Source organism: Blautia sp. MSJ-19 (assembly GCF_018918125.1).
Classification (GTDB): domain Bacteria; phylum Bacillota; class Clostridia; order Lachnospirales; family Lachnospiraceae; genus Blautia_A.
Map to the genome: position 1 here is coordinate 1 of NZ_JAHLQA010000027.1, position 19,877 is coordinate 19,877.

Consider the following 19,877-nt stretch of genomic DNA (forward strand, 5'->3'; position numbering starts at 1 on the left):
GCATGAGCGGTATTCACTAGAACAAAAACTCAATATAAGTAAAAAAGATAAAACAGCACTATCGCATTGTAAAAAGCAGTTACGCTTGATTGCTATTGAACAACAAAAAATGCTTGCGGCGTAATACTTTTTATACCTAAAGGGAATTTACACACAAAAAAGGACTTGACCGATTATCTTAACTTTTGGACATCGGATTTAGTATGCAGCAGATTTTCCGATGCAGAAAGTTATTAAAAGAGGAGGGCAGTCGGGAAATAAAATCTATTTCTCAAAATAAAACTATCCTGAACAAATCACAAAGCAAAAAACTTTGTATTTGTCAGGATAGTTTTGTTTTGGGCTGACGGTACTAAAAATCATTCTTTTCCGACAGACCCTTTTTTTCTGATTTTTAAAAAATTTGATTTTTTTGTTACCATCCGGACTTTTTTACGATATATAGTATGAGTAGGAAATTTCCTTCTAAAAGGAACCTTAGGAAAAACAGCAATCAAAAGCGCGCCTGTATTTGCTGATAAAACACAAAACTTTGGAGGACAACTTATAAATGAGAGACAATGAGATCATATCTCTGTTTGAGAAGAGAGATGAGCATGCGATCGAAGTATTAAGCGATAAATACCATCCTTACTGTTACAAGATCGCCTGGAATCTGCTTGCAAACAGAGAAGATTCGGAGGAATGTCTGAACGATACCTGGTTTTCAGTCTGGTCACTGATCCCGCCAAAAAAGCCGTCCGTATTGTCGCATTTTTGTGGCAGGATCACGAGGAATTTGAGCATTGATCGTCTGCGAAAAAAATATGCCGACAGGCGTCCGGATGTACATATGGCAGATATTCTGGGCGAAATGGATCAGTTAAGTGTTACCTATACCATTGAAGATCAGCTGGCAGAAAAAGAACTGCTGGAAATCATCAATGATTTTCTTGGAAAAATGGATGCCGGGGACAGAGATATTTTCGTGAGAAGATATTGGTTTTTTGACTCTGTTTCGTCGATTGCCAAAAGACATGCTCTGTCTGTTGGAAGCGTGAAAATGAATCTGTACCGGAACAGAAAGAAGCTGCTAAAAGTGTTAGAAAAGGAAGGGAAACACTTATGAAGAAATTTGATTTTTCAAAAAGATTTGGTGATATTGATCCGAAATATATCAGCGAAGCAGAAGGAGAATGGAGAGGAAAGAAAAATGCCTGGGCACCATCATTTTGGCGCAGACTGGCGGCAGCCTGTGTGATATTGGCGTTGATCTCAACTGTTTTATCGAACCCTAAAGTGCAGGCTGCGATCAGAGAGGTTGTTTTATCAATAGGAGAAACCCTGGGATTTCAAAGAGGAATCGACTCTTATACGGAAGTTCTAAACACATCGAAAACAGATCACGGGATTACTGCAAACTTAAAAGAAGTCGTTTTGGATGAAGGAGTTCTGCTGTTTGAGGTGCACGCGGAGATTGATGATTCCGAAGATGTTCAGCAGGGAAAATCAGCAAGTATTTCATCTTTTGCTAATACAGGAATCTCACTTGATCTGGAAAGAACCACAATAAATGGTCAAAAATTGGATGAATATATGAGTGGAAATTATACTCCTTATTCTGCAGAAGATTTATTCGATACAGATACCGACATAAATGTAACTGAATATGACCAAGTGCAGGAGTACCGTTTTCATGCTCCCAGAGATCTTGGAGAAAACCCGGAGATACATCTTGTGCTCCAGGCGTCTGATCTCGATGACTGGCAGAAATCAGTAGCGGAATTTACCTTTGATTTTACCGTATCGCGAGAGAAGCTTCTGAAACAGACAACTCATAAAGAAGTTGAAAATATTTCTGTTCAAACTGAAGAAGGACCAGTGGTATTGAAAGATATTTTTCTGAACAAGTTACAAAGCAGTATTTCAGCAGACATACCAGAAAAACTGTACCAAAACTACGAAGTTGAACTGCGTGGAACAGACAGCAAAGGAAATAAAGTGCGATATAATCTGACAGATGATGCAAAAACAGAAGATATCAATCGTGATTGGAAATTTAAGACAGAATTCTGGACTTTCAATGACGATGAAAGACCGGAACTGCCTGATCCTGACAGCGAATATCTGGAATTGCAGCTTTATCTGAAATCCGAGAACTCGTCCGAAAACGTAACTGAAAGCAGCACTACAAAAGAGTATATTTCGGACGACGATGATGACGTTTATATCGAAGAAGAAAGTAATGTCTACGATGTGGAAGATGATTATGATTTTGGATGGAAAGCTGTGGGAGAAAAGATACGGATTGATATCAGATAAATAAATCAAATGCCAGAGAATCAGCTTAAAGATAAAGTCTGATATATAAATAAGTTGATGTTTCGGATTAGAAGAGATATTATCAGTATTGGTAGAAATCAAAAATTTTTATTGGCACACACTTTCTGCTGAAGGAAAAGGGCTTGCATATTATGGTGTTACACTTATTCCACCATACTCGTTAAAAGCATTTATTGATGCCATTGCGGATATTCCTGAATTGAATGAATTAAAGAAATTATTAAAGCAGGCGTTGGATCAAAATAAATGGATGATTCATTATGGAATCTGATCGAAAAACAATCTGGGGGGTGATAAAATGATTAAAGAATTAATGTATATTGAACTCAAAACGGGATATTCGGATGATGGTCCGGCGTGGATTGGATATGTACAAACTTCAAAAACCAGGAAAACGATTTATTTCAATGACCATGCTTTCCAGAAGAATATTGGTAACTATGCAAACTATATGGATATTGAAAATGGTGAAGAATACTGGATTTCCGGATTAAAAAAGAAAGAGAGCAACCGGCATTGGGCTGGCCATGGCAAAATTATGATTGACCGTAGAGCTGTTGATGACTATCTTGATCTGATTGGAGAAAAAGAATTACCGTTAAATTTGTTTGAAGTAATTGATATTGAAGATGTTTTTCCAGTTGAGAGAGTAAATAAACGATTGAATGCGAAGCATTAAAACATTCATTATGGAGGAACAGAGCAATGAGGAAAATATTGATTGCATTAATTGTGTCAGGAGTATTGCTGGTACTTGGTGGAGTGATACTGTAAAAAAACAGTAGCAGGTAGAGGAAAAATGGATGAAAAAAATAGTTATATTTGCCATGGCAATGGCGATATCAGTAATGGTGCCAATTCCGGTAATGGCAGAAAATATTTCACAGACTGATGTGGAAATGAAGCCATCTGAACAGAATATTGAGCAGACCATCGATGAGATTGCTTCTGAGCCGCATCCGATAAATTCTGATGCAATTCAGAATGTAAAGGAATACATTATCAAATACTTCAGTGATCTGGGATATGATAATATCGAATGTCAAAAGTTCGAATATAACGACGAAAATAATGAGAATGCGATACGGCGTTCATCCCAGACGGATGTGTTTCTGGCACCAACAGCTGAGAATACAACAGTTGACGGCACTGGAGAAAACATTATCGTAACGAAGAAATCATCCATGGATACTGCAAAAAATCTGATCATAAGTGCCCATTATGACAGTGCAGAGGATTCTGCAGGTGCTAATGACAATGGTTCAGGAGTGGTTGCAGTGCTGGAATTAGCACGCATTTTAAAAGATACAGAAATGCCATACGATATAAAATTTATCCTGTTTTCAGGTGAAGAAAAATACATGCTTGGTTCAAGATGGTATGCCGGAAATCTGACTGAGGACGAACAGAAGCAGATTATCGGAGTGATAAATATCGATACTATCGCAGAAAAAAGTGATCTGGGTTATATGGCTATGATCGAGGGAAACAAACGGCCAGATGATATAGAATATGACGATGAAGGATTGAAAAAACTGGCCGAGTTAAACCAAAACAGCATGTCCGAGTTATTCACATCCAGTGACCGATTTTATCTGACGATGGCTTCTAACAGCGATCATTATCCGTTTGCATTATTGGATATCCCGGCAGTTTCCATTGTTCAGGACTGGCAGGATGGGCTGAATGTGAATGACAGTTCTGATGTAAAAGAAAATCTGGACATGGAGAGAATTGTAGAAGTGGTTGACCAGATTGTGGATGTGCTTCCCACAATAATGAATTAAACAGAGAATCTGAACCAAAATACAACATTGATGAGAAGGGCTGTCTGTTCCGACAGTCCCTTTTTATGTGGAAAATCTGACAGCGGGTATACAACAAAGAAAAGAAACATAAATTTTATAAAATCCTGAAAGATGATTATCAAGTATGATCTCACTTACTCTTTGTATGATCGTAAAAAATGAGGAAGCTGTGCTGGAGAGAATCTTAAAACCTGTTTCGGAGATCGTTGATGAGATTCTGATTACAGATACGGGTTCTTCAGACAGAACGAAAGAGATTGCAGGACAGTATGCATCCCAGGTATTTGATTTTCCCTGGTGCGATGATTTTTCTGCGGCAAGGAATTTTCTTGTGGAAAAAGTTTGCACGGATTACTGGATGTGGCTGGATGCGGACGATGTTCTGGATGAAAAAAATCTGGAGAAACTGAAACTTCTGAAAGCATCATTGGATAAAAAAATAGATGTGGTGATGATGGAATATGCCACTGGCTTTGATCCTGATGGGAAAGTGATATTCTCCTATTACAGAGAAAGGATCCTTAAAACTTCTGGAGATTTCCGGTGGAGCGGAAGAGTTCATGAGGCGATAACGCCAAGGGGGAATATTTTTTATTCAGATATACAAATCCAGCATCGGAAGTGTGGGCAGGGAGACCCGGACAGGAATCTTCGGATTTATGAAAAAATGCTGGCAGAAGATGAAAAGCTGGAACCAAGACATCAGCTGTATTATGGGCGGGAGCTGTTTTATCATCAGAGATACCGGGAAGCAGCAGAGGCACTGGAAACTTTTCTGGAAGAGCCGGATGGATGGACAGAGAATCGCATAGATGCCTGCATGGTTCTTGGACAATGTTATGAGAAAATGGGAAAAAAGAAAGCTGCACTGGAGGCTTTTCTGTACAGCCTGACATTGGATGTCCCCAGAGCTGAAATCTGCTGTGAGATCGGGAAAAATTTTCTGGAGAGAAAGTGGTACAGGCAGGCTGCTTACTGGTATGGTCAGGCACTTACCGTTCCCGAACAAAAAAAGAATGGTGGATTTTTTATGGCAGAATGTCATGGATTTGCGGCATATATGCAGCTTTGCGTCTGCTATGACAGAATGGGGTGTCATGAGCAGGCATTCTTTTTTCATAAGAAAGCGAAGGAAGAGAAACCGGATGATCCGAGGGTGAAATATAATGCGGATTATTTCAGAGAAAAATATGGATGGGAGTGAAAAAAGGTATAATATCATCGTATGTGCACAGGTGGATTCTGCCGGTCATATACTGTATGGAAGGATATTTGCAGTATGAGGTGAGCGCAGTATGTTATTGAGACATCGGAAGCAGAAAGAGCTGGAGATGCAGCAGGACAGACATGATGATGTATCCTGTACCTCCTGCTTTGGAAATAATAATCGCTGTGAATGTAACAGAGGCTGTCCAGGTCCTACAGGACCGACTGGTCCGAGAGGCTGCCCGGGAGTACCAGGCCCTATAGGACCGCAAGGCCCGCAGGGAGAACCTGGAATCCAGGGATATACAGGAGCAACCGGTCCAGCGGGAGAGCAGGGAGCCACAGGAGCAACCGGTCCGACCGGGGTAACAGGTCCAACCGGAGCTACTGGTCCAGCCGGCGAGCAAGGCACCACAGGAGCAACTGGCCCCACTGGCCCGGCAGGCACAGTAACCCCTGCAGCCGCAGTAGGTGACGCCAGCAATCTGGATGACATCGTGGAAGATTTTAATGCGCTGCTTGCCAATCTAAGAGACGCAGGGATACTGGAACGTTGAGGTTCCTTTTCAACCGAAAAGTCAGGCCACCCATTTAGCGGGTGGCTTGTTCTGCCCCTGCAATGCGAAGATTACCATAGACATGCAAAAACAGAAAAGGTATAATAAAAAAGATTGATTGCAAAAACGAAAAACACAATGCTGCAAGCAGGGCGAGAAGATTCAATGAAGGAAAATGAAAAAGATGCGGAAATAGAAAATGAAGAACTGAAAAATATTATTTCTGCTGTTGATGAGGTTATGGAAAATACAGCGCTTCTGGATAATATCAAAAGCGAAACAGAATTGGAGCAGGTCATGCCGGTATTGCTGGCTTCATTAGGAAAATATGCCGGAGCAGACCGCTCATATATTTTCGAATTGAAACCTGATTCCACAAAAATATTACATATGACACATGTATGGTGCGCAGATGGGATTTCTCCGACATTCAGAGAAATGCAGGATCTGCCACTGTCCACGGTCCCTAACTGGTTTTCCATTCTGAATACGGATGGTGCTGTTGTAATCTATGACTGGGATGCTGATGAAGAAAAATGGCCGGAGGAATATCAGCTGTTTTCCGGGCAGGGAATAAAATCGATCATAATCATTCCTCTTGTTTCAGGTGGCAGTGTTACAGGCTACATGGGAGTTGATAACCCAGAACGCAACAGAATGGAATTGTCAGTAAGCCTGCTTAGAGGAATCAGCGGTCATATCAGCGGGTTAAAAGAAAATCTGTACATGATGAAAAGATTAGAAGAAAATCAACTTTCTCTGCAAAAGAGCCTGGATGAACTCAATAAAGAAAAAGTTATATTGAATGCACTCAGTGTAGACTATACATCCATCTATTACTGTGATCTCATAAATGATACGTTAATTCCGGTAAAATGTGAAGCATACAATAATACAGCCGCCATAGTAAAAAAGAAAGCAAGAGAAAATGGTTCCTATTCATCCATCATACAGGATTATTTTGGGCATTTTGTTATCAAAGAATCAGCACCTGATTTTCTGGAAAAAATGGACACAAAATACCTGAGAGAATATCTGAGCAGACACAAAAGATTTGCTTATAAATACCGTGTCCATCCGAATAAGGCGGGACAGCAGTACTTCGAAGTGCAGATCGTTCGCCTGGCAGAAGAAGACGGTTTTAAAGTAATCATGGGATACCGTTATATTGATGATCTTGTTGCAGCACAGGAAAAAATGCAGACCCAGCTGGAAAATGCACTTGCCGAGGCAACTCTCAATAGTGAGATCATTGGCTCAATCAGCAAACTATACTGGCTGATCTATCGAGTTGATCTGGTCCAAAAAACATACGAAGAAGTATCTGCGACACAGGAAACCCACAAGCTCACAGGAAAAAAAGGGTACATTGCAGATATTTTGCAGGGAATATACAATACGATCGTGTCAGAAGAATATCAGCCAATGATGCAGGAATTTCTGGATATGTCTACATTGCCAGACCGTTTAAAAGATACGGACAGTGTGGTTGCTGAGTATAAAACCCGGACCGGTTCCTGGAATATGGCGAGGATCATTGCCAAAAAACGTGACAATGAAGGAAATGTACTGAACGCATTGTACGTTGTGCGTAAGATCGATCAGGAAAAACGAAAGGAAATTGCATACAAACAGAAGCTGTTGGAAACGGCAGAAGAGGCCCGGCGTGCAAATATGGCGAAAACAGATTTCCTCCGCCGGATGAGCCATGATATCCGTACACCGATCAATGGCATCCGGGGAATGATAGCGATTGCGGAACATTTTCCAGATGATTTTGCAAAACAAAACGAATGTCGTGAGAAAGTAAAAGAAGCATCAGGTTTTTTGCTTGAGCTGGTAAATAATATTCTGGATATGAATAAGCTGGAATCGGGCAAGATCGTCCTGGAACACAGACCGTTTGATCTGCTGGAAGTTTTGCAGGAAATAAATAATATCGCAAGGATCAATGCTGATCTGCATGGTATACAGGTGTCTGTTGATCATACCAAAATAAAACATTCTCATCTGATCGGAAGTCCGATTCATTTGAAGCAGATTTTGCAGAACATTGACAGTAATGCAGTGAAATATAACCGGAAAGGCGGCTCTGTTTCATTTTCAGCTACTGAAATTGCCTGTGCAGGCGGCATGGTCACTTATCAATTTGTTTGTACAGATACCGGTTGTGGCATGAGTCAGGAGTTCCTTTCTCATGCTTTCGAACCATTTTCACAGGAAGATACCAGTGCCCGGACTACTTATATGGGAACTGGCCTGGGGCTATCGATCGTGAAACAGCTTGTCGAAATGATGGGTGGAACGATCGCAGTGCAAAGTGAACAGAATGTCGGAACGACGTTCACAATAACGATTCCTTTTGAGATTGATACAGAATATAGAAACAGTGCTGTTATTGAACAGTCAGTTTCTGAGAAAGATTTATCCGGTACCCGTGTCCTTCTGGTGGAGGATAATGAACTCAATATGGAAATCGCTAAATTCATTCTTGAGAATGCAGGCATGGAAGTTATGACAGCTTTTAATGGAAAAGAAGCCGTGGATATTTTTACCTCATCTGAAAAAGGTCAATTTGACCTGATTCTTATGGACATTATGATGCCGGTCATGGACGGATTGACAGCCACCAGAACGATCCGTGCAATGGAACGAAAGGACGCCAGGGAAATACCTATTTTTGCAATGACTGCAAATGCCTTCCTGGATGATATAGAGGAAAGTCATAAGGCAGGTATGAATGAACATCTGTCAAAGCCATTGGACGAAAAACAGATGATGAATGTCATAAAGCGTTATGTTGCGGCAAATTAATAGAAATTTTTTACCTGTGTCTTTTTTATATAATTTTCTTTTGTGTTTATTATATAACATGTGTTGACAAGTAACCGATAGGTAACTATAATGAAAGTGACCGAAAGGTAACTTTCTAATAACATCAATTTAGGAGAGAAATATGGAAAGCAAAGAAAAGAACACAAAGGAAAAAATTCTCGAAGAAGCATTGAAATTGTTTGCACAGAGTGGCTACATGGGAACGTCTATGAACGAAATCGCTTCAAGATTAGGCGTTACCAAGGCTGCCTTGTATAAACACTATTCCAGTAAACAGGAAATATTGGACAGTATTGTAGAAAGAATGAACCAGATGGATGCGGAAAGAGCAAAGGAATATGAGATGCCGCATGGTGATATGGAGGAAGTGATTACAGGATATAAAAATACTGCTTTGGAGAAGATCAGACAGTTTACAAAAGTGCAGTTCCTGCACTGGACAGAAGATGAATTTTCCTGCTGTTTCCGAAAAATGCTGACATTGGAACAATACAGAGATCCGGAAATGGCTAAGCTCTATCAGAACTATCTTGCAGAAGGCCCCCTCCGGTACATGAAAGCAATTTTTTCCGGAATAGCAGAAAGCAGTGAAGATGCAAAGCTGCTTGCGGTGGATTTCTACGGACCTATTTTTCTTTTGTACAGTATTTATGATGGAGCAGAGAATAAACAGGAAGTAGTGAAGCTGGTAGATAAGCATGTAGAGAGATTTTCAAAAAGATTTCAGAAGATATCGATTTGAGTAGGGGAATGGAGGAAAGACAGATGAAACTTTATTTCGGAGACAGAACGACTACGGTAACAACCATTATGATAATTGCTTTAATTGGCTTTATCGGATATTCCGTATGGAATCGTGACGCAATCAGTTTCTGGGGCCGCAGGAATTTGTTTTTGCTGATTTATGGTCTTGTTATTTGCTGCTTCGCGGCAGCCAGGGATGGATTGGATAAGACTATTCAGGCCGCAATTGATGGAAGCTGTGCGCCAGGAATCTTTCCTTTGGTAAGTATTCCTACTATCGTTGGCTGTATTGGAACAGCAATGATCATTGTTGCAGCAGTAGCAACCCCAATCGCAAGATCACAGCGAATGCGGGAAATATGGTTTTATGTGATGTCCAGTGGAGTAATGCTAAAAATTGTAGTTATGGAAATCGCAAGAATGATACAGCTCATCTAGGCATTTTCAAAAAAGCTGTGGAAACTGATCATTTCATTTGTTCTGGTATCAGATTACTGTAATACTCGATTTTTCCGGATAGAACATCATCATAGAAATTCTGCTTCCAGTCTATATATGCAACGGCTTCCTGCAGCCGTGCAATGGACTGGAGCAGAGCTTCTTTTTTGTCTGCAAGGATGACCTTGCGCTTGGGAATGGAACATTCCCCTTTTAAGCAAAGAGCAAGATACTCTTTCATTTCGGTGATACTCATTCCGCAGTTTTTCAGACAGTTCAGGCTTTGGATCCACTTGATGTCATGCTCATCAAATACGCGATAGTTTCGAGCGTTGCGTTTAACATTGGGAACCAGGCCTTCATTACAATAAAATTTTAGATTTTCATAGGACATATTGGTCAGCTCACAGGCTTCTTTCATCGAATACATAATATCCCTCCTGGATTGCGAATATCCACTTTACTTTTACATTTTATAAAAAGTTCTTGACCGGTAGTTACTACCGGCTGATAAGATTGTATCATAACAGAAAAACAGAATCAAGAAGGAGGACATTTATATGGAATACATTACTTTAAGCAATGGAGTCAGGATGCCGCAGCTTGGCTATGGTGTGTATCAGGTTACAAAGGATGAATGTGAACAGTGTGTACTGGATGCATTGGATGCAGGGTATCGAAGCATAGATACCGCGCAAAGCTATTTCAATGAAGAAGAAGTTGGTCAGGCAATTGAAAGATCAGGAATTGACCGGAAAGAGATCTTCCTTACATCAAAGGTGTGGATCGAACATTTTGGACACGAAGAATGCAGGAAATCTGTGCTGGAATCTATGGAAAAGTTACGTACAGATTATCTGGATCTTATGTTATTGCATCAGCCATTTGGTGATACCTATGGAGCGTGGAGGGCGCTGGAAGAACTTTATGATGAGGGAAAACTGCGGGCGATCGGTATTTCCAATCACTATGTGGATCGAATGGTAGAGTTTGCCAATTTTACAAGGATCAGACCAATGGTGAATCAGATGGAAACACATCCACTCAATCAGCAGAAAAATCTGAAAGAATGGGCAGACAAATATGATATCCGTTTAGAAGCCTGGGCGCCATTTGGAGAAGGAAGAAATGGACTTTTCGAAAATGAAACATTGCAGAAAATCGGTCAGAAATACGGAAAAACAACAGCGCAGGTAATGCTTCGCTGGCATATTCAAAGAGGCGTGATCGTAATTCCAAAGTCTGTCCATAAAGAGCGTATGATCGAGAATCTGAACATATTTGATTTCTCACTGAGCGAGGTAGACATGAAGCAGATTGCACAGATGGATACCGCCACAAGTGCATTTTTCTCCCATCAGGATCCAGCGATGGTAGAATGGTTTGTAAAGATGGTAGAAGAACGCAAATCACAGCATGACAGCAGTAAGGAAAAAAAGAACTGGTAAGGCAGAGCCTATAAGTTTTTGAGGATAAATTGTCTTGTCAATGATTTTTACGATACTCCCGTGGTGTTACCTGATAAGCATCCTTAAAAGCAGAAGTAAATTTACTCTGGCTGTCATATCCGACAGCATTTGCAATGTCTGCAATCGATGTATCTGTTTCCAATAACATTCTGGCTGCATGTTCCATACGGTGTTCTTTTACATGGGCTGCGATGGAAGTACCGTAGACTGCTTTGAAAACATTCTTTAAGGTAGTCGTATTGATCAGGTATTCTTTTGATAATTCCTCAATCGTAATGCGCCGATTAAGATTAGAAAGAAGCAGCTCATGGATCTGGCGGATCAGAGCCACCTGCTCAGTCTGGTATTCGTCAAGATGTTTTTCTGCCGCAGGTTCTGCTTTGGCAAGATACAGAAAGAGTTCCAGGGCCTTTAAGTTTTGGTAAGCTGAGAGTAAGTTTTCCGGCTGTCCATAGAATCCCTCAAAAATAGCATTTGTTTCTTCATTTCCTACAAAAGAAGAAAAGCAGTCTTTCAGACAATATTTTTTCAATAACAGTTCCCCGGTGATGCCAGTATCTTTTAGAAGAGCAGGCGGCTCTTTGGTGAGCAGATCAAGATCAACACATAAGGTAAACCCTTCATAATACTTATTTGGGAGTGAGAGTTTTGAGTCGGCACAGACTTCCATTGTATGGATCGAGTAATCACCAGGACCAAGATAAACAGAAGTACCATTTTTCATTTTCCAGCCGATTCGTCCTGCATGGCAGTAATTAATCTCCATTACGTGAGAAAGTGGCCGGTGATGCAAAGATAAATTGTCTTCGTATACAGTGTAATAAGAAAGTTCCATGCCCGGTGCAAGTGTCACGGTCTGCATGGAATTTTTTCTATTTGATTTCATATGATTACCCCTTTTGGAAACTGAAATTTCTTTTATACTATGGTGCGTCAACAAAATTGATGAATATTGGAGCAAGGATTTCACCAAGAAGTATATCAAGAAAATTTGCAGGAAAAATCAATGGGTAAAATGAAAAAATTAACGGTTATTTTTATATTGCTGAGCTTCCAGCGGAAATGATAAAAGAATAAACTTATGGAGTAGATGCTATGTCAATGTCTCTTCTTATTTAGGTAACACTACTTTATTCGAATTATTTTCAATGAGTCAATAATATCTCAACAAAAAGTATCTTGTAAAGGAATCTTATTAATGCTAAGATAAAACCAAGTAAAGGTATTTTCACAACACTCATCAAAATTAAAACGGAGGTGACAGCGAACGTGGCAAATGAAAAAATCATGCCAGACAGCGAACTGGAAGCACGTTACGAAAGATACAAAGGCGTTATTAAAAATTTTACGCTTATGAGTGATATATTTATGAGAAATGTCTTCAAACAAAGAGAATGCCTGGAATACGTCCTGCAGGTAATCATGGCAGGATCTGCGAGTAATTGACCAAGTCATCCAGAAGGATTATAAGAATCTTCAGGGACGGTCCGCGATTATGGACTGTGTTGCCAGAGATTCCAAAGGAAAACAGTTTGACGTGGAAATCCAGCAGGACAATGAAGGTGCGTCACCCAAGAGGGCACGTTACCACGGCGGGCTGATGGACATGAACACTTTAAATCCGGGACAGGATTTCGATGAATTACCGGAAAGTTATGTAATCTTTATTACCAGAGATGATGTCTTTGGATATGGACTTCCAATCTACCATATTGATAAGCAGATTAAAGAAGTTGGTGAAAGTTTTCAGGACGAAGCGCATATCATATATGTGAATTCCAGGAAACAGGAAGATACAGAACTTGGAAGACTCATGCATGATCTGCATTGTAAGAATGCGGATGAAATGCACAGTTCTGTTCTTGCGAAACGAGTACATGAATTGAAAGACACACAGAAAGGGGTTGAACTTATGTGCCATGAAATGGAAAAAATTTATAGTAAGGGAATGGAAAGCGGCGAAAAACGCGGCATAGAGAAAGGTGAACTCAAGAAAGCAAAAGAAACAGCCCTTTCTATGGCAGAAGAGGGCATGGATGTAAAAATGATTGCCCGTTTGGTTAAAGTGAGCGAAAAAGATGTCCAGAAGTGGATCGATGAAAATTTATGTACAATGAAATAAATAAAAATATTGTAAATGGGCAGGTCTGTTTTGGACCTGTCCTTTTGTAATATTTTTTTAATGCTCATCATTACGGATCAAGTTACTGTAGTATTTGGTTTTCCCTGCCAGGACATCATCATAGAAACCTTGTTTCAAATCAATATAATTAATGGCATCTTGTATTTGCTGTTGTTGTGCCAGTAGCGAATTACGTTTTTGCTCAAGAATAAGTTTTCGTTCTGGAATCGTTGCTTCACCCTGAAGACAGAGGGCAAGATATTTTTTCATTTCGCTAATACTCATGCCACAGTTGTTTTAGCAGGTTAAGCTATTGATCCATGCGATATCTTTTTCATCAAAAATGCGGCGGTTGTTTTTATCGCGTTTTACATTGGGGACTAATCCCTGATTACAGTAAAATTTCAATGTTTCATATGATAATTGTGTTTGCTCACAGGTCTGTTTCATTGTAAACATAATTAAATACTCCCCAAATATAAGACTAAAATCGTCAGGCACGAATTTAACCTTAACCAAATCAACTGCAAAGCAGTAATTTGGTTATGAGCAAGTAGTTAAACGGATTGCGAATACCCACTCTACTATTACATTTTACTCAAAAGTTTCAAAATGTACTTGACCGGTAGTAACAACCGATTGCTATACTTACATCATAACAGTAAAAAGTGTTTTTATCAAGGAGGTAATGAATGATGAGAAAAGATTTAGGTGTACAGCCAGCCGTATTTCCAATGCCGGTTCTGATGATTGCAGCTTATGATGAAAATGGCGTGGCAGATGTTATGAATGCAGCATGGGGAATGATCAGCGACCATGATAAAATTGCCCTGTTTATTGATGAAGATCATAAGACAACCAAAAACATCCGTAAAGTAAAAGCATTTACGGTAAGCATTGCGGACAGAGACCATATGGATGTGGCAGATTTTTATGGAATCGCTTCCGGTAATACCATGCCGGATAAATTTGAAAAGTCCGGATATCATGTAGAAAAGAGTACACATGTGAATGCACCGATCGTTACAGAATTTCCTGTTACATTAGAATGTGAACTTGCAGAAATCGTAGAAACAGAAAATCTTCATGCGGTAGTGGGAACAATCGTCAATGTAAGTGCAGATGAGAAAGTCCTTTCCGAAAATGGAAAGGTTGATCCTCTGAAATTGAATGCACTGATCTTTGACCAGTTCCAGAGCGGATATTATGTTGCAACAGAGAAAGCTGGTCAGGCATGGAATGCCGGAAAAGAACTTATGAAAGCAGTGCAAGGGACAGAAGCATGATTACGGAGAAGATATAGAAAAATAGAAATGAACTACAGGATTTATGCAGACCTTAATGGCGGTGGAAATCGTTTCCTTTTGAAACCGGCTGCAGCTGTTGTGTCAGCAAGAAGAGCAGGTACTAGTGCAATCTGGAATCAGATGAATAAATATTTCGGTCTGATGTTTGGAGCCTCCCCTGATTTTTTATATAATATTATCGTGCGAAAGGGTAAATTCCCTGTTATAATAGAATTATCCTGTGTTAGAGTTGTAAGGGCATCAGCCATAAATATATCGTAGTAGAAAAGAGGTATATCAAATGAAAATGCAAGATGAAATGTTTATGAAAAAGGCCATTGAACTGTCAAAATTGGCAGTTCAACATGGTAACGAGCCGTTCGGCGCTGTGCTTGTCAAGAATGACGAAATTGTATTTAGCAATGAGAATCAAATTTATACAAAACACGATCCAACATTTCATGGAGAAGCAGGACTGATCCGAGAGTTTTGTGCACAGACTGGAATTACTGATCTGCATGAATATACTCTTTATTCCAGCTGCGAACCATGTTTTATGTGCAGTGGCGCAATGGTTTGGGTGAAGTTAGGACGGTTGGTCTATGGTGCAAGCAATATTGATTTGGAGCATATTCTCGGAAACACCGGATGTAATTGCTCCAAAATTGTATTTGATAATTCTTTCTGGCAACCGCAGGTTTCGGAAGGTGTTTTGCGTGAAGAAAGTCTTTCGATTCTGAAAGAGTATTTTTGTAATCATGCAAAGGGGTAAGATTAAGTTTTAAAATAAGATATGAAAAGGAACACTTGCACTTCTTAAATAATCTGTTTATAATAAGAAACATTGTTAACAGTCATTATTATAATGTATTAAAATGGTCTCACATATCCCTGAAACAGTGAGGTTATTTTTTTGCTTCAAAAAGTGAAAGGAAAACTATGAGAAAACTAGCATTACGCGATGAAATACTCCTGCAGATCGACAAAGCCGCACGTTACATCGGCGGGGAAGTCAATGCAGTTATGAAGAACAAAGAGGATGTGGATATCCGGTTTGCGATGGCGTTCCCGGATGCCTATGAAATTCTTTTCCTATTCGATACCAAAACACAATATATAGTGTCTGGCAATGCCGCTTAATAACGATATTTTGATATCAGCAAGTGCTGTTTGATACCAAATGACACTAAATGATACAATGACAAGTCTCCATTTTTGACCATATTTTCTCATGATTTTTCACCCTATTTTTTACACTTTATGCCCCTTTCATTTACAAATCTTATTTCACTCATATAAAAAGCAAATAGATCGTGACTTATTACATTCTGTAAATAACAAAACGAATAATGATGTCAAAAACTAACATAACAAATCAGGAATTCCAAACAATAACCACTGCCAGAAAATTTTCTTACAACTCCAATATGTAGGATATTTCCGTCAGTGGTTGTTTCTGATAAGAAAGCTTTTTCTAAGGAGTTTCAATTATCTCCACCAAGCCAATAGGGCTCGCCAAAAAGCATCTTGTAAAGGTACCCCATTAATGTTAAGATAAAATCAATAAAAGAGACTTTGACAACACTCATCAAAAATTAAAACGGAGGTGACAGCGAACGTGGCAAATGAAAAAATCATGCCAGACAGTGAACTGGAAGCACGTTACGAAAGATACAAAGACGTTATTAAAAATTTTACGCTTATGAGTGATATATTTATGAGAAATGTTTTCAAACAGAGAGAATGTTTGGAATATGTCCTGCAGGTCATTATGGAAAAACAGGATCTGCAAGTAATTGATCAGATTGTCCAGAAGGATTATAAAAATCTTCAGGGCAGATCCGCAATCATGGACTGTGTTGCCAGAGATTCCGAAGGGAAACAGTTTGATGTAGAAATCCAGCAGGATAATGAAGGCGCATCGCCTAAGAGAGCACGTTACCACAGCGGATTGATGGACATGAATACTTTAAATCCGGGACAGGATTTTGATGAATTACCGGAAAGCTATGTAATCTTTATTACCAGGGATGATATCCTTGGATATGGTCTTCCAATCTACCATATCAATAAAAAGATTGAAGAAGTCAATGAAAATTTTCAGGACGAAGCGCATATCATATATGTGAATTCCAGAAAACAGGAAGATACAGAACTGGGAAGGCTTATGCATGATCTGCATTGCAAAAACGCGGACGAAATGCACAGTCCAGTTCTGGCGAAAAGGGTACATGAATTAAAAGACACACAGAAAGGGGTTGAGCTTATGTGCCATGAAATGGAGAAAATTTACAGTGAAGGAATGGAAAGCGGCGAAAAGCGCGGCATAGAAAAAGGTGAGCTCAAAGCTAAAAAAGAGACGGTTCTTTCTATGGCAGAAGAGGGCATGGATGTAAAGACCATGGCCCGTTTGGTTAAGGTAAGCGAAAAAGATGTCCAGAGATGGATTGATGAAAATTTATGTACAATGAAATAAATAAAAATATTATAGATGGGCAGGTCTGTTTGGGCTTGCCCATTTATAATAATGTCAGGAATAGAATACATTATGGAAATATCAAAAAAAGATTGGAAACTTTATCAAGTAAAACTCGCTAAGTGGCAGGAAAATTATATAGAACATCTTAATCAGGAATACATCACATTATTGAGTGATAAGGAAAAAATACCGTCAGAAAAATTCTGGAAATTGGAGAAGAGAATAAAAAAGGACAGACGGCATCCGGGTGTTATTATTGATGTTCAAAAATCAACAGCAATATGGACTATCACCAATCTTCTCAAGATGCAGGTTATCTCACAAGATGATCTGGAAGGCTTTAGCAGTGATCTAATAGATACTGTGAATTCTTTTTGAAATAATCCTCAGAAGATATTACTATGGACAACAATGCAACAGAAAGTATCCTGCGCAGTTTTTGCATCTGTAAGCATACATAGAAATTGATAGACAGGCTGGATGTTGCAAATGCCAATACCATCCATCTACAGCATCACTAAAACTGCAAAGGCTAATAATCTAAATCCTTTCCAGTATCTTAAACATGTCCGGACTGTCTTGAAAGACCATCAGAATGACAGGGAATGGAGCTTTATAGATGACATCCTGCCATAGTCCGAAAACCTTCCAGAAATATGCTGGTGTAAAACAAAAGCAACTCTGCTAAAAAACAAATTTTGTATTTCAGAAAAAACTGTATGGATGTTCTGAATAAATAGAAAAAATAATACATTTCTTAAGTTTACACTGTCTTTATATTGGGTGGATAAGTTTATATATATTCGGATAGTGAAGATAATCATAAAAAGTATATAGCTTCTTGTATAATTTAAATATAAGAGAATTCCAAGAAAGCTTGTTCAGACTTCTTTTTCAAATAAATAAAGGATAAAATTAAAAATATAGATAAGGAAAAACAAATTCATGGAACAGGAAAATAAAATGGGGACTGCTCCGGTGGGAAATTTCTTGCATATCTGGTAGCGGATTTTGTTGCGGCATTGATTGGCCTGACAATGGTTTGGCATTATTATAAAAAAGATATCAAAAGGATGTCTTTATAAAAATACAAAGAGTTACGATATAAAAGTAATTTTCGTAACTCTTTGCGTTTTATATACTAGAATTGAGAAGTAGTTTTAATTAAATCTCTATACCAGTAAAAAGATTTTTTTCGATATCGTTTTCCACTTCCGGAACCATCATCATTTTTGTCAACATAAATAAATCCATATCGTTTTCGATATTCTCCGGTAGTAAAAGAAACAAGGTCAATACATCCCCATGGAGTATAACCAATTAAATCAACACCATCGAGATCCATGGCTTTTTCCATTTCTTTGATATGCGCCGAAAGATAGGTGATTCTGTCAGAGTCATCACAGGTACCATCGGATTTTAATTCGTCAAAGGCTCCAAAACCATTTTCTACAACAAAAAGTGGCTTTTCATATCTTTCATACAGTTGAACCAGAGCGTAACGCAGCCCTGTCGGGTCAATAGTCCATCCCCAGTCAGTAGTTTTAGCATAAGGATTCTCGACAGTATATGGACTACTGGCATTTAATGCTTCTGAAACATCGGTATGTGCCTGTGAATTTACAACATTAGACATATAATAAGAAAGTCCAATATAATCCACTGTTCCTTCAGAAAGGATTTTTTCATCTTCTGGTTTCATATGAATATGATATCCTTTTCTTTTCAGAAATTTCTTTGCATATGCAGGATAGTGACCTCTGCAGTGAATATCTGAGAAGAAATATCTCATATGCATTTCTTCAGCTGCCAGCATTATATCGTCTGGTCTACAGGAATATGGATAGATAGGAACCATGGCAATCATACATCCGATCTTATAATCTGGATTGATTTCATGTCCGGCTTTAACTGCAAGGGCAGAAGCAACCAGTTCATTGTGTGCACATTGATACATCACTTCTTCAGCATTATTAAAATCAGAAAATATCACACCGGAGTTTGTCCAGCCGAAAATATCATTGGTATAATTCATCTGATTATTGATTTCATTAAAGGTCATCCAGTATTCAACTTTGTTTTGATAACGCTCAAAACAGATTTTCGCAAATTTTACAAAACAGTCAACAACTTTTCGACTACGAAAACCACCATATGTTTTTGCAAGATGAAGCGGCATTTCGAAATGACTGAGAGTAACTACGGGTTTGATATTGTATTTTAGTAACTCATCAAAAAGATTGTCATAAAAAATGAGACCTTCTTCATTTGGCTCTTCTTCGTCACCATTTGGGAAAATACGTGTCCAAGCAATACTGGTACGAAAACACTTGAATCCCATTTCACCCAGAAGTGCGATATCTTCTTTAAAATGATGATAAAAATCGACAGCTTCATGGTTAGGATAATATTCGGCAGGATCAACGGTAGCAGTGATTCGTCTTGGGACTCCGTTTGCCCCTCCAGTCATAACATCACAGATACTCAATCCTTTGCCACCTTCCTGCCAGCCACCTTCTATCTGGTGTGCTGCCACAGCTCCACCCCATAAAAAATCTTTTGGAAACATAAAAGTAACCTCCCTGGAAATGTTGTTTTTAATAAACTATTC

At 39.1% G+C, this 19,877-nt stretch carries 22 protein-coding genes and 2 pseudogenes; 19 read left to right on the forward strand and 5 right to left on the reverse strand.

Annotated features, from left to right (window positions below):
- The first annotated feature begins 550 nt into the window (after window positions 1–550).
- From KQI91_RS09535 to KQI91_RS09580, 10 genes are all read left to right on the forward strand, one after another.
- Window positions 551–1,108: an RNA polymerase sigma factor gene (locus tag KQI91_RS09535; RefSeq protein WP_216392549.1), complete on the forward strand. Its 558-nt coding sequence runs from the start codon at window positions 551–553 to the stop codon at window positions 1,106–1,108.
- The gene (locus KQI91_RS09540; RefSeq protein ID WP_216392550.1) at window positions 1,105–2,301 is read left to right on the forward strand and encodes a DUF4179 domain-containing protein; all 1,197 of its coding nucleotides are present in this window, start codon (window positions 1,105–1,107) and stop codon (window positions 2,299–2,301) included. Before KQI91_RS09535 ends, KQI91_RS09540 begins: the two co-directional genes overlap by 4 nt.
- A gap of 88 nt (window positions 2,302–2,389) precedes the next feature.
- On the forward strand, window positions 2,390–2,593 hold the full coding sequence (locus KQI91_RS09545) for a hypothetical protein (protein ID WP_216392551.1): 204 nt from the start codon (window positions 2,390–2,392) through the stop codon (window positions 2,591–2,593).
- Between the two features lie 27 nt (window positions 2,594–2,620).
- Entirely contained in the window at window positions 2,621–3,001 is a 381-nt protein-coding gene (locus tag KQI91_RS09550) for a mannose-1-phosphate guanylyltransferase (protein ID WP_216392552.1), read from the forward strand.
- A 124-nt stretch (window positions 3,002–3,125) separates the two neighbouring features.
- Window positions 3,126–4,109 carry a M28 family metallopeptidase gene (locus KQI91_RS09555; protein WP_216392553.1) on the forward strand — a complete coding sequence of 328 codons (984 nt, stop codon included), beginning with the start codon at window positions 3,126–3,128 and terminating at the stop codon, window positions 4,107–4,109.
- A 145-nt stretch (window positions 4,110–4,254) separates the two neighbouring features.
- Window positions 4,255–5,334, forward strand: coding sequence for a tetratricopeptide repeat-containing glycosyltransferase (locus tag KQI91_RS09560; RefSeq protein ID WP_216392554.1), 1,080 nt, complete (start codon window positions 4,255–4,257; stop codon window positions 5,332–5,334).
- 91 nt (window positions 5,335–5,425) lie between these two features.
- Window positions 5,426–5,893 carry a collagen-like protein gene (locus KQI91_RS16215; RefSeq protein WP_216392555.1) on the forward strand — a complete coding sequence of 156 codons (468 nt, stop codon included), beginning with the start codon at window positions 5,426–5,428 and terminating at the stop codon, window positions 5,891–5,893.
- Window positions 5,894–6,058: 165 nt separating this feature from the next.
- Entirely contained in the window at window positions 6,059–8,707 is a 2,649-nt protein-coding gene (locus KQI91_RS09570; protein WP_216392556.1) for a GAF domain-containing hybrid sensor histidine kinase/response regulator, read from the forward strand.
- A gap of 142 nt (window positions 8,708–8,849) precedes the next feature.
- On the forward strand, window positions 8,850–9,470 hold the full coding sequence (locus KQI91_RS09575) for a TetR/AcrR family transcriptional regulator (RefSeq protein WP_216392557.1): 621 nt from the start codon (window positions 8,850–8,852) through the stop codon (window positions 9,468–9,470).
- A gap of 23 nt (window positions 9,471–9,493) precedes the next feature.
- Entirely contained in the window at window positions 9,494–9,910 is a 417-nt protein-coding gene (locus KQI91_RS09580; protein ID WP_216392558.1) for a hypothetical protein, read from the forward strand.
- Window positions 9,911–9,938: 28 nt separating this feature from the next.
- On the opposite strand, the gene KQI91_RS09585 is transcribed toward KQI91_RS09580, so the two are convergent.
- Window positions 9,939–10,340, reverse strand: coding sequence for a MerR family transcriptional regulator (locus tag KQI91_RS09585; protein ID WP_216392559.1), 402 nt, complete (start codon window positions 10,338–10,340; stop codon window positions 9,939–9,941).
- Window positions 10,341–10,470: 130 nt separating this feature from the next.
- On the opposite strand from KQI91_RS09585, the gene KQI91_RS09590 reads away from it, so the two are divergent.
- Window positions 10,471–11,358 carry an aldo/keto reductase gene (locus tag KQI91_RS09590; RefSeq protein ID WP_216392560.1) on the forward strand — a complete coding sequence of 296 codons (888 nt, stop codon included), beginning with the start codon at window positions 10,471–10,473 and terminating at the stop codon, window positions 11,356–11,358.
- Window positions 11,359–11,395: 37 nt separating this feature from the next.
- Here the strand turns inward: KQI91_RS09590 and KQI91_RS09595 are convergent, their stop codons facing one another.
- Entirely contained in the window at window positions 11,396–12,265 is an 870-nt protein-coding gene (locus tag KQI91_RS09595; RefSeq protein ID WP_216392561.1) for a helix-turn-helix domain-containing protein, read from the reverse strand.
- A 467-nt stretch (window positions 12,266–12,732) separates the two neighbouring features.
- On the opposite strand from KQI91_RS09595, the pseudogene KQI91_RS09600 reads away from it, so the two are divergent.
- A pseudogene (locus KQI91_RS09600) lies at window positions 12,733–13,501 on the forward strand (Rpn family recombination-promoting nuclease/putative transposase).
- A gap of 57 nt (window positions 13,502–13,558) precedes the next feature.
- On the opposite strand, the gene KQI91_RS16295 reads toward KQI91_RS09600, so the two are convergent.
- A complete protein-coding gene (locus KQI91_RS16295) occupies window positions 13,559–13,786 on the reverse strand; it encodes a hypothetical protein (protein ID WP_330654522.1) in 228 nt (75 codons plus the stop codon).
- A 12-nt stretch (window positions 13,787–13,798) separates the two neighbouring features.
- Window positions 13,799–13,960 carry a MerR family transcriptional regulator gene (locus KQI91_RS16300; protein WP_330654523.1) on the reverse strand — a complete coding sequence of 54 codons (162 nt, stop codon included), beginning with the start codon at window positions 13,958–13,960 and terminating at the stop codon, window positions 13,799–13,801.
- 233 nt (window positions 13,961–14,193) lie between these two features.
- Between KQI91_RS16300 and KQI91_RS09610 the strand changes: the two genes are divergently transcribed.
- The 7 genes and pseudogenes from KQI91_RS09610 (at window position 14,194) to KQI91_RS16495 (ending at window position 17,902) form a co-directional block, all read left to right on the forward strand.
- Complete coding sequence (locus tag KQI91_RS09610; protein WP_330654524.1) at window positions 14,194–14,787, forward strand: flavin reductase family protein; 594 nt, start codon at window positions 14,194–14,196, stop codon at window positions 14,785–14,787.
- 63 nt (window positions 14,788–14,850) lie between these two features.
- Window positions 14,851–14,943 (forward strand): annotated as a pseudogene (locus KQI91_RS16425) (flavodoxin family protein); the annotation flags it as partial.
- 145 nt (window positions 14,944–15,088) lie between these two features.
- Window positions 15,089–15,559, forward strand: a complete 471-nt coding sequence (locus KQI91_RS09615) for a nucleoside deaminase (RefSeq protein ID WP_253288505.1) — start codon at window positions 15,089–15,091, stop codon at window positions 15,557–15,559.
- Between the two features lie 167 nt (window positions 15,560–15,726).
- The gene (locus KQI91_RS09620) at window positions 15,727–15,927 is read left to right on the forward strand and encodes a hypothetical protein (RefSeq protein WP_216392661.1); all 201 of its coding nucleotides are present in this window, start codon (window positions 15,727–15,729) and stop codon (window positions 15,925–15,927) included.
- A gap of 562 nt (window positions 15,928–16,489) precedes the next feature.
- Complete coding sequence (locus KQI91_RS09625; protein WP_253288510.1) at window positions 16,490–17,263, forward strand: Rpn family recombination-promoting nuclease/putative transposase; 774 nt, start codon at window positions 16,490–16,492, stop codon at window positions 17,261–17,263.
- Between the two features lie 72 nt (window positions 17,264–17,335).
- A complete protein-coding gene (locus KQI91_RS09630) occupies window positions 17,336–17,644 on the forward strand; it encodes a hypothetical protein (protein ID WP_216392562.1) in 309 nt (102 codons plus the stop codon).
- 111 nt (window positions 17,645–17,755) lie between these two features.
- Window positions 17,756–17,902, forward strand: coding sequence for a transposase domain-containing protein (locus KQI91_RS16495; RefSeq protein ID WP_216392563.1), 147 nt, complete (start codon window positions 17,756–17,758; stop codon window positions 17,900–17,902).
- A 505-nt stretch (window positions 17,903–18,407) separates the two neighbouring features.
- On the opposite strand, the gene KQI91_RS09640 is transcribed toward KQI91_RS16495, so the two are convergent.
- A complete protein-coding gene (locus tag KQI91_RS09640) occupies window positions 18,408–19,835 on the reverse strand; it encodes a 6-phospho-beta-glucosidase (protein WP_216392564.1) in 1,428 nt (475 codons plus the stop codon).
- Window positions 19,836–19,877: the final 42 nt, after the last annotated feature.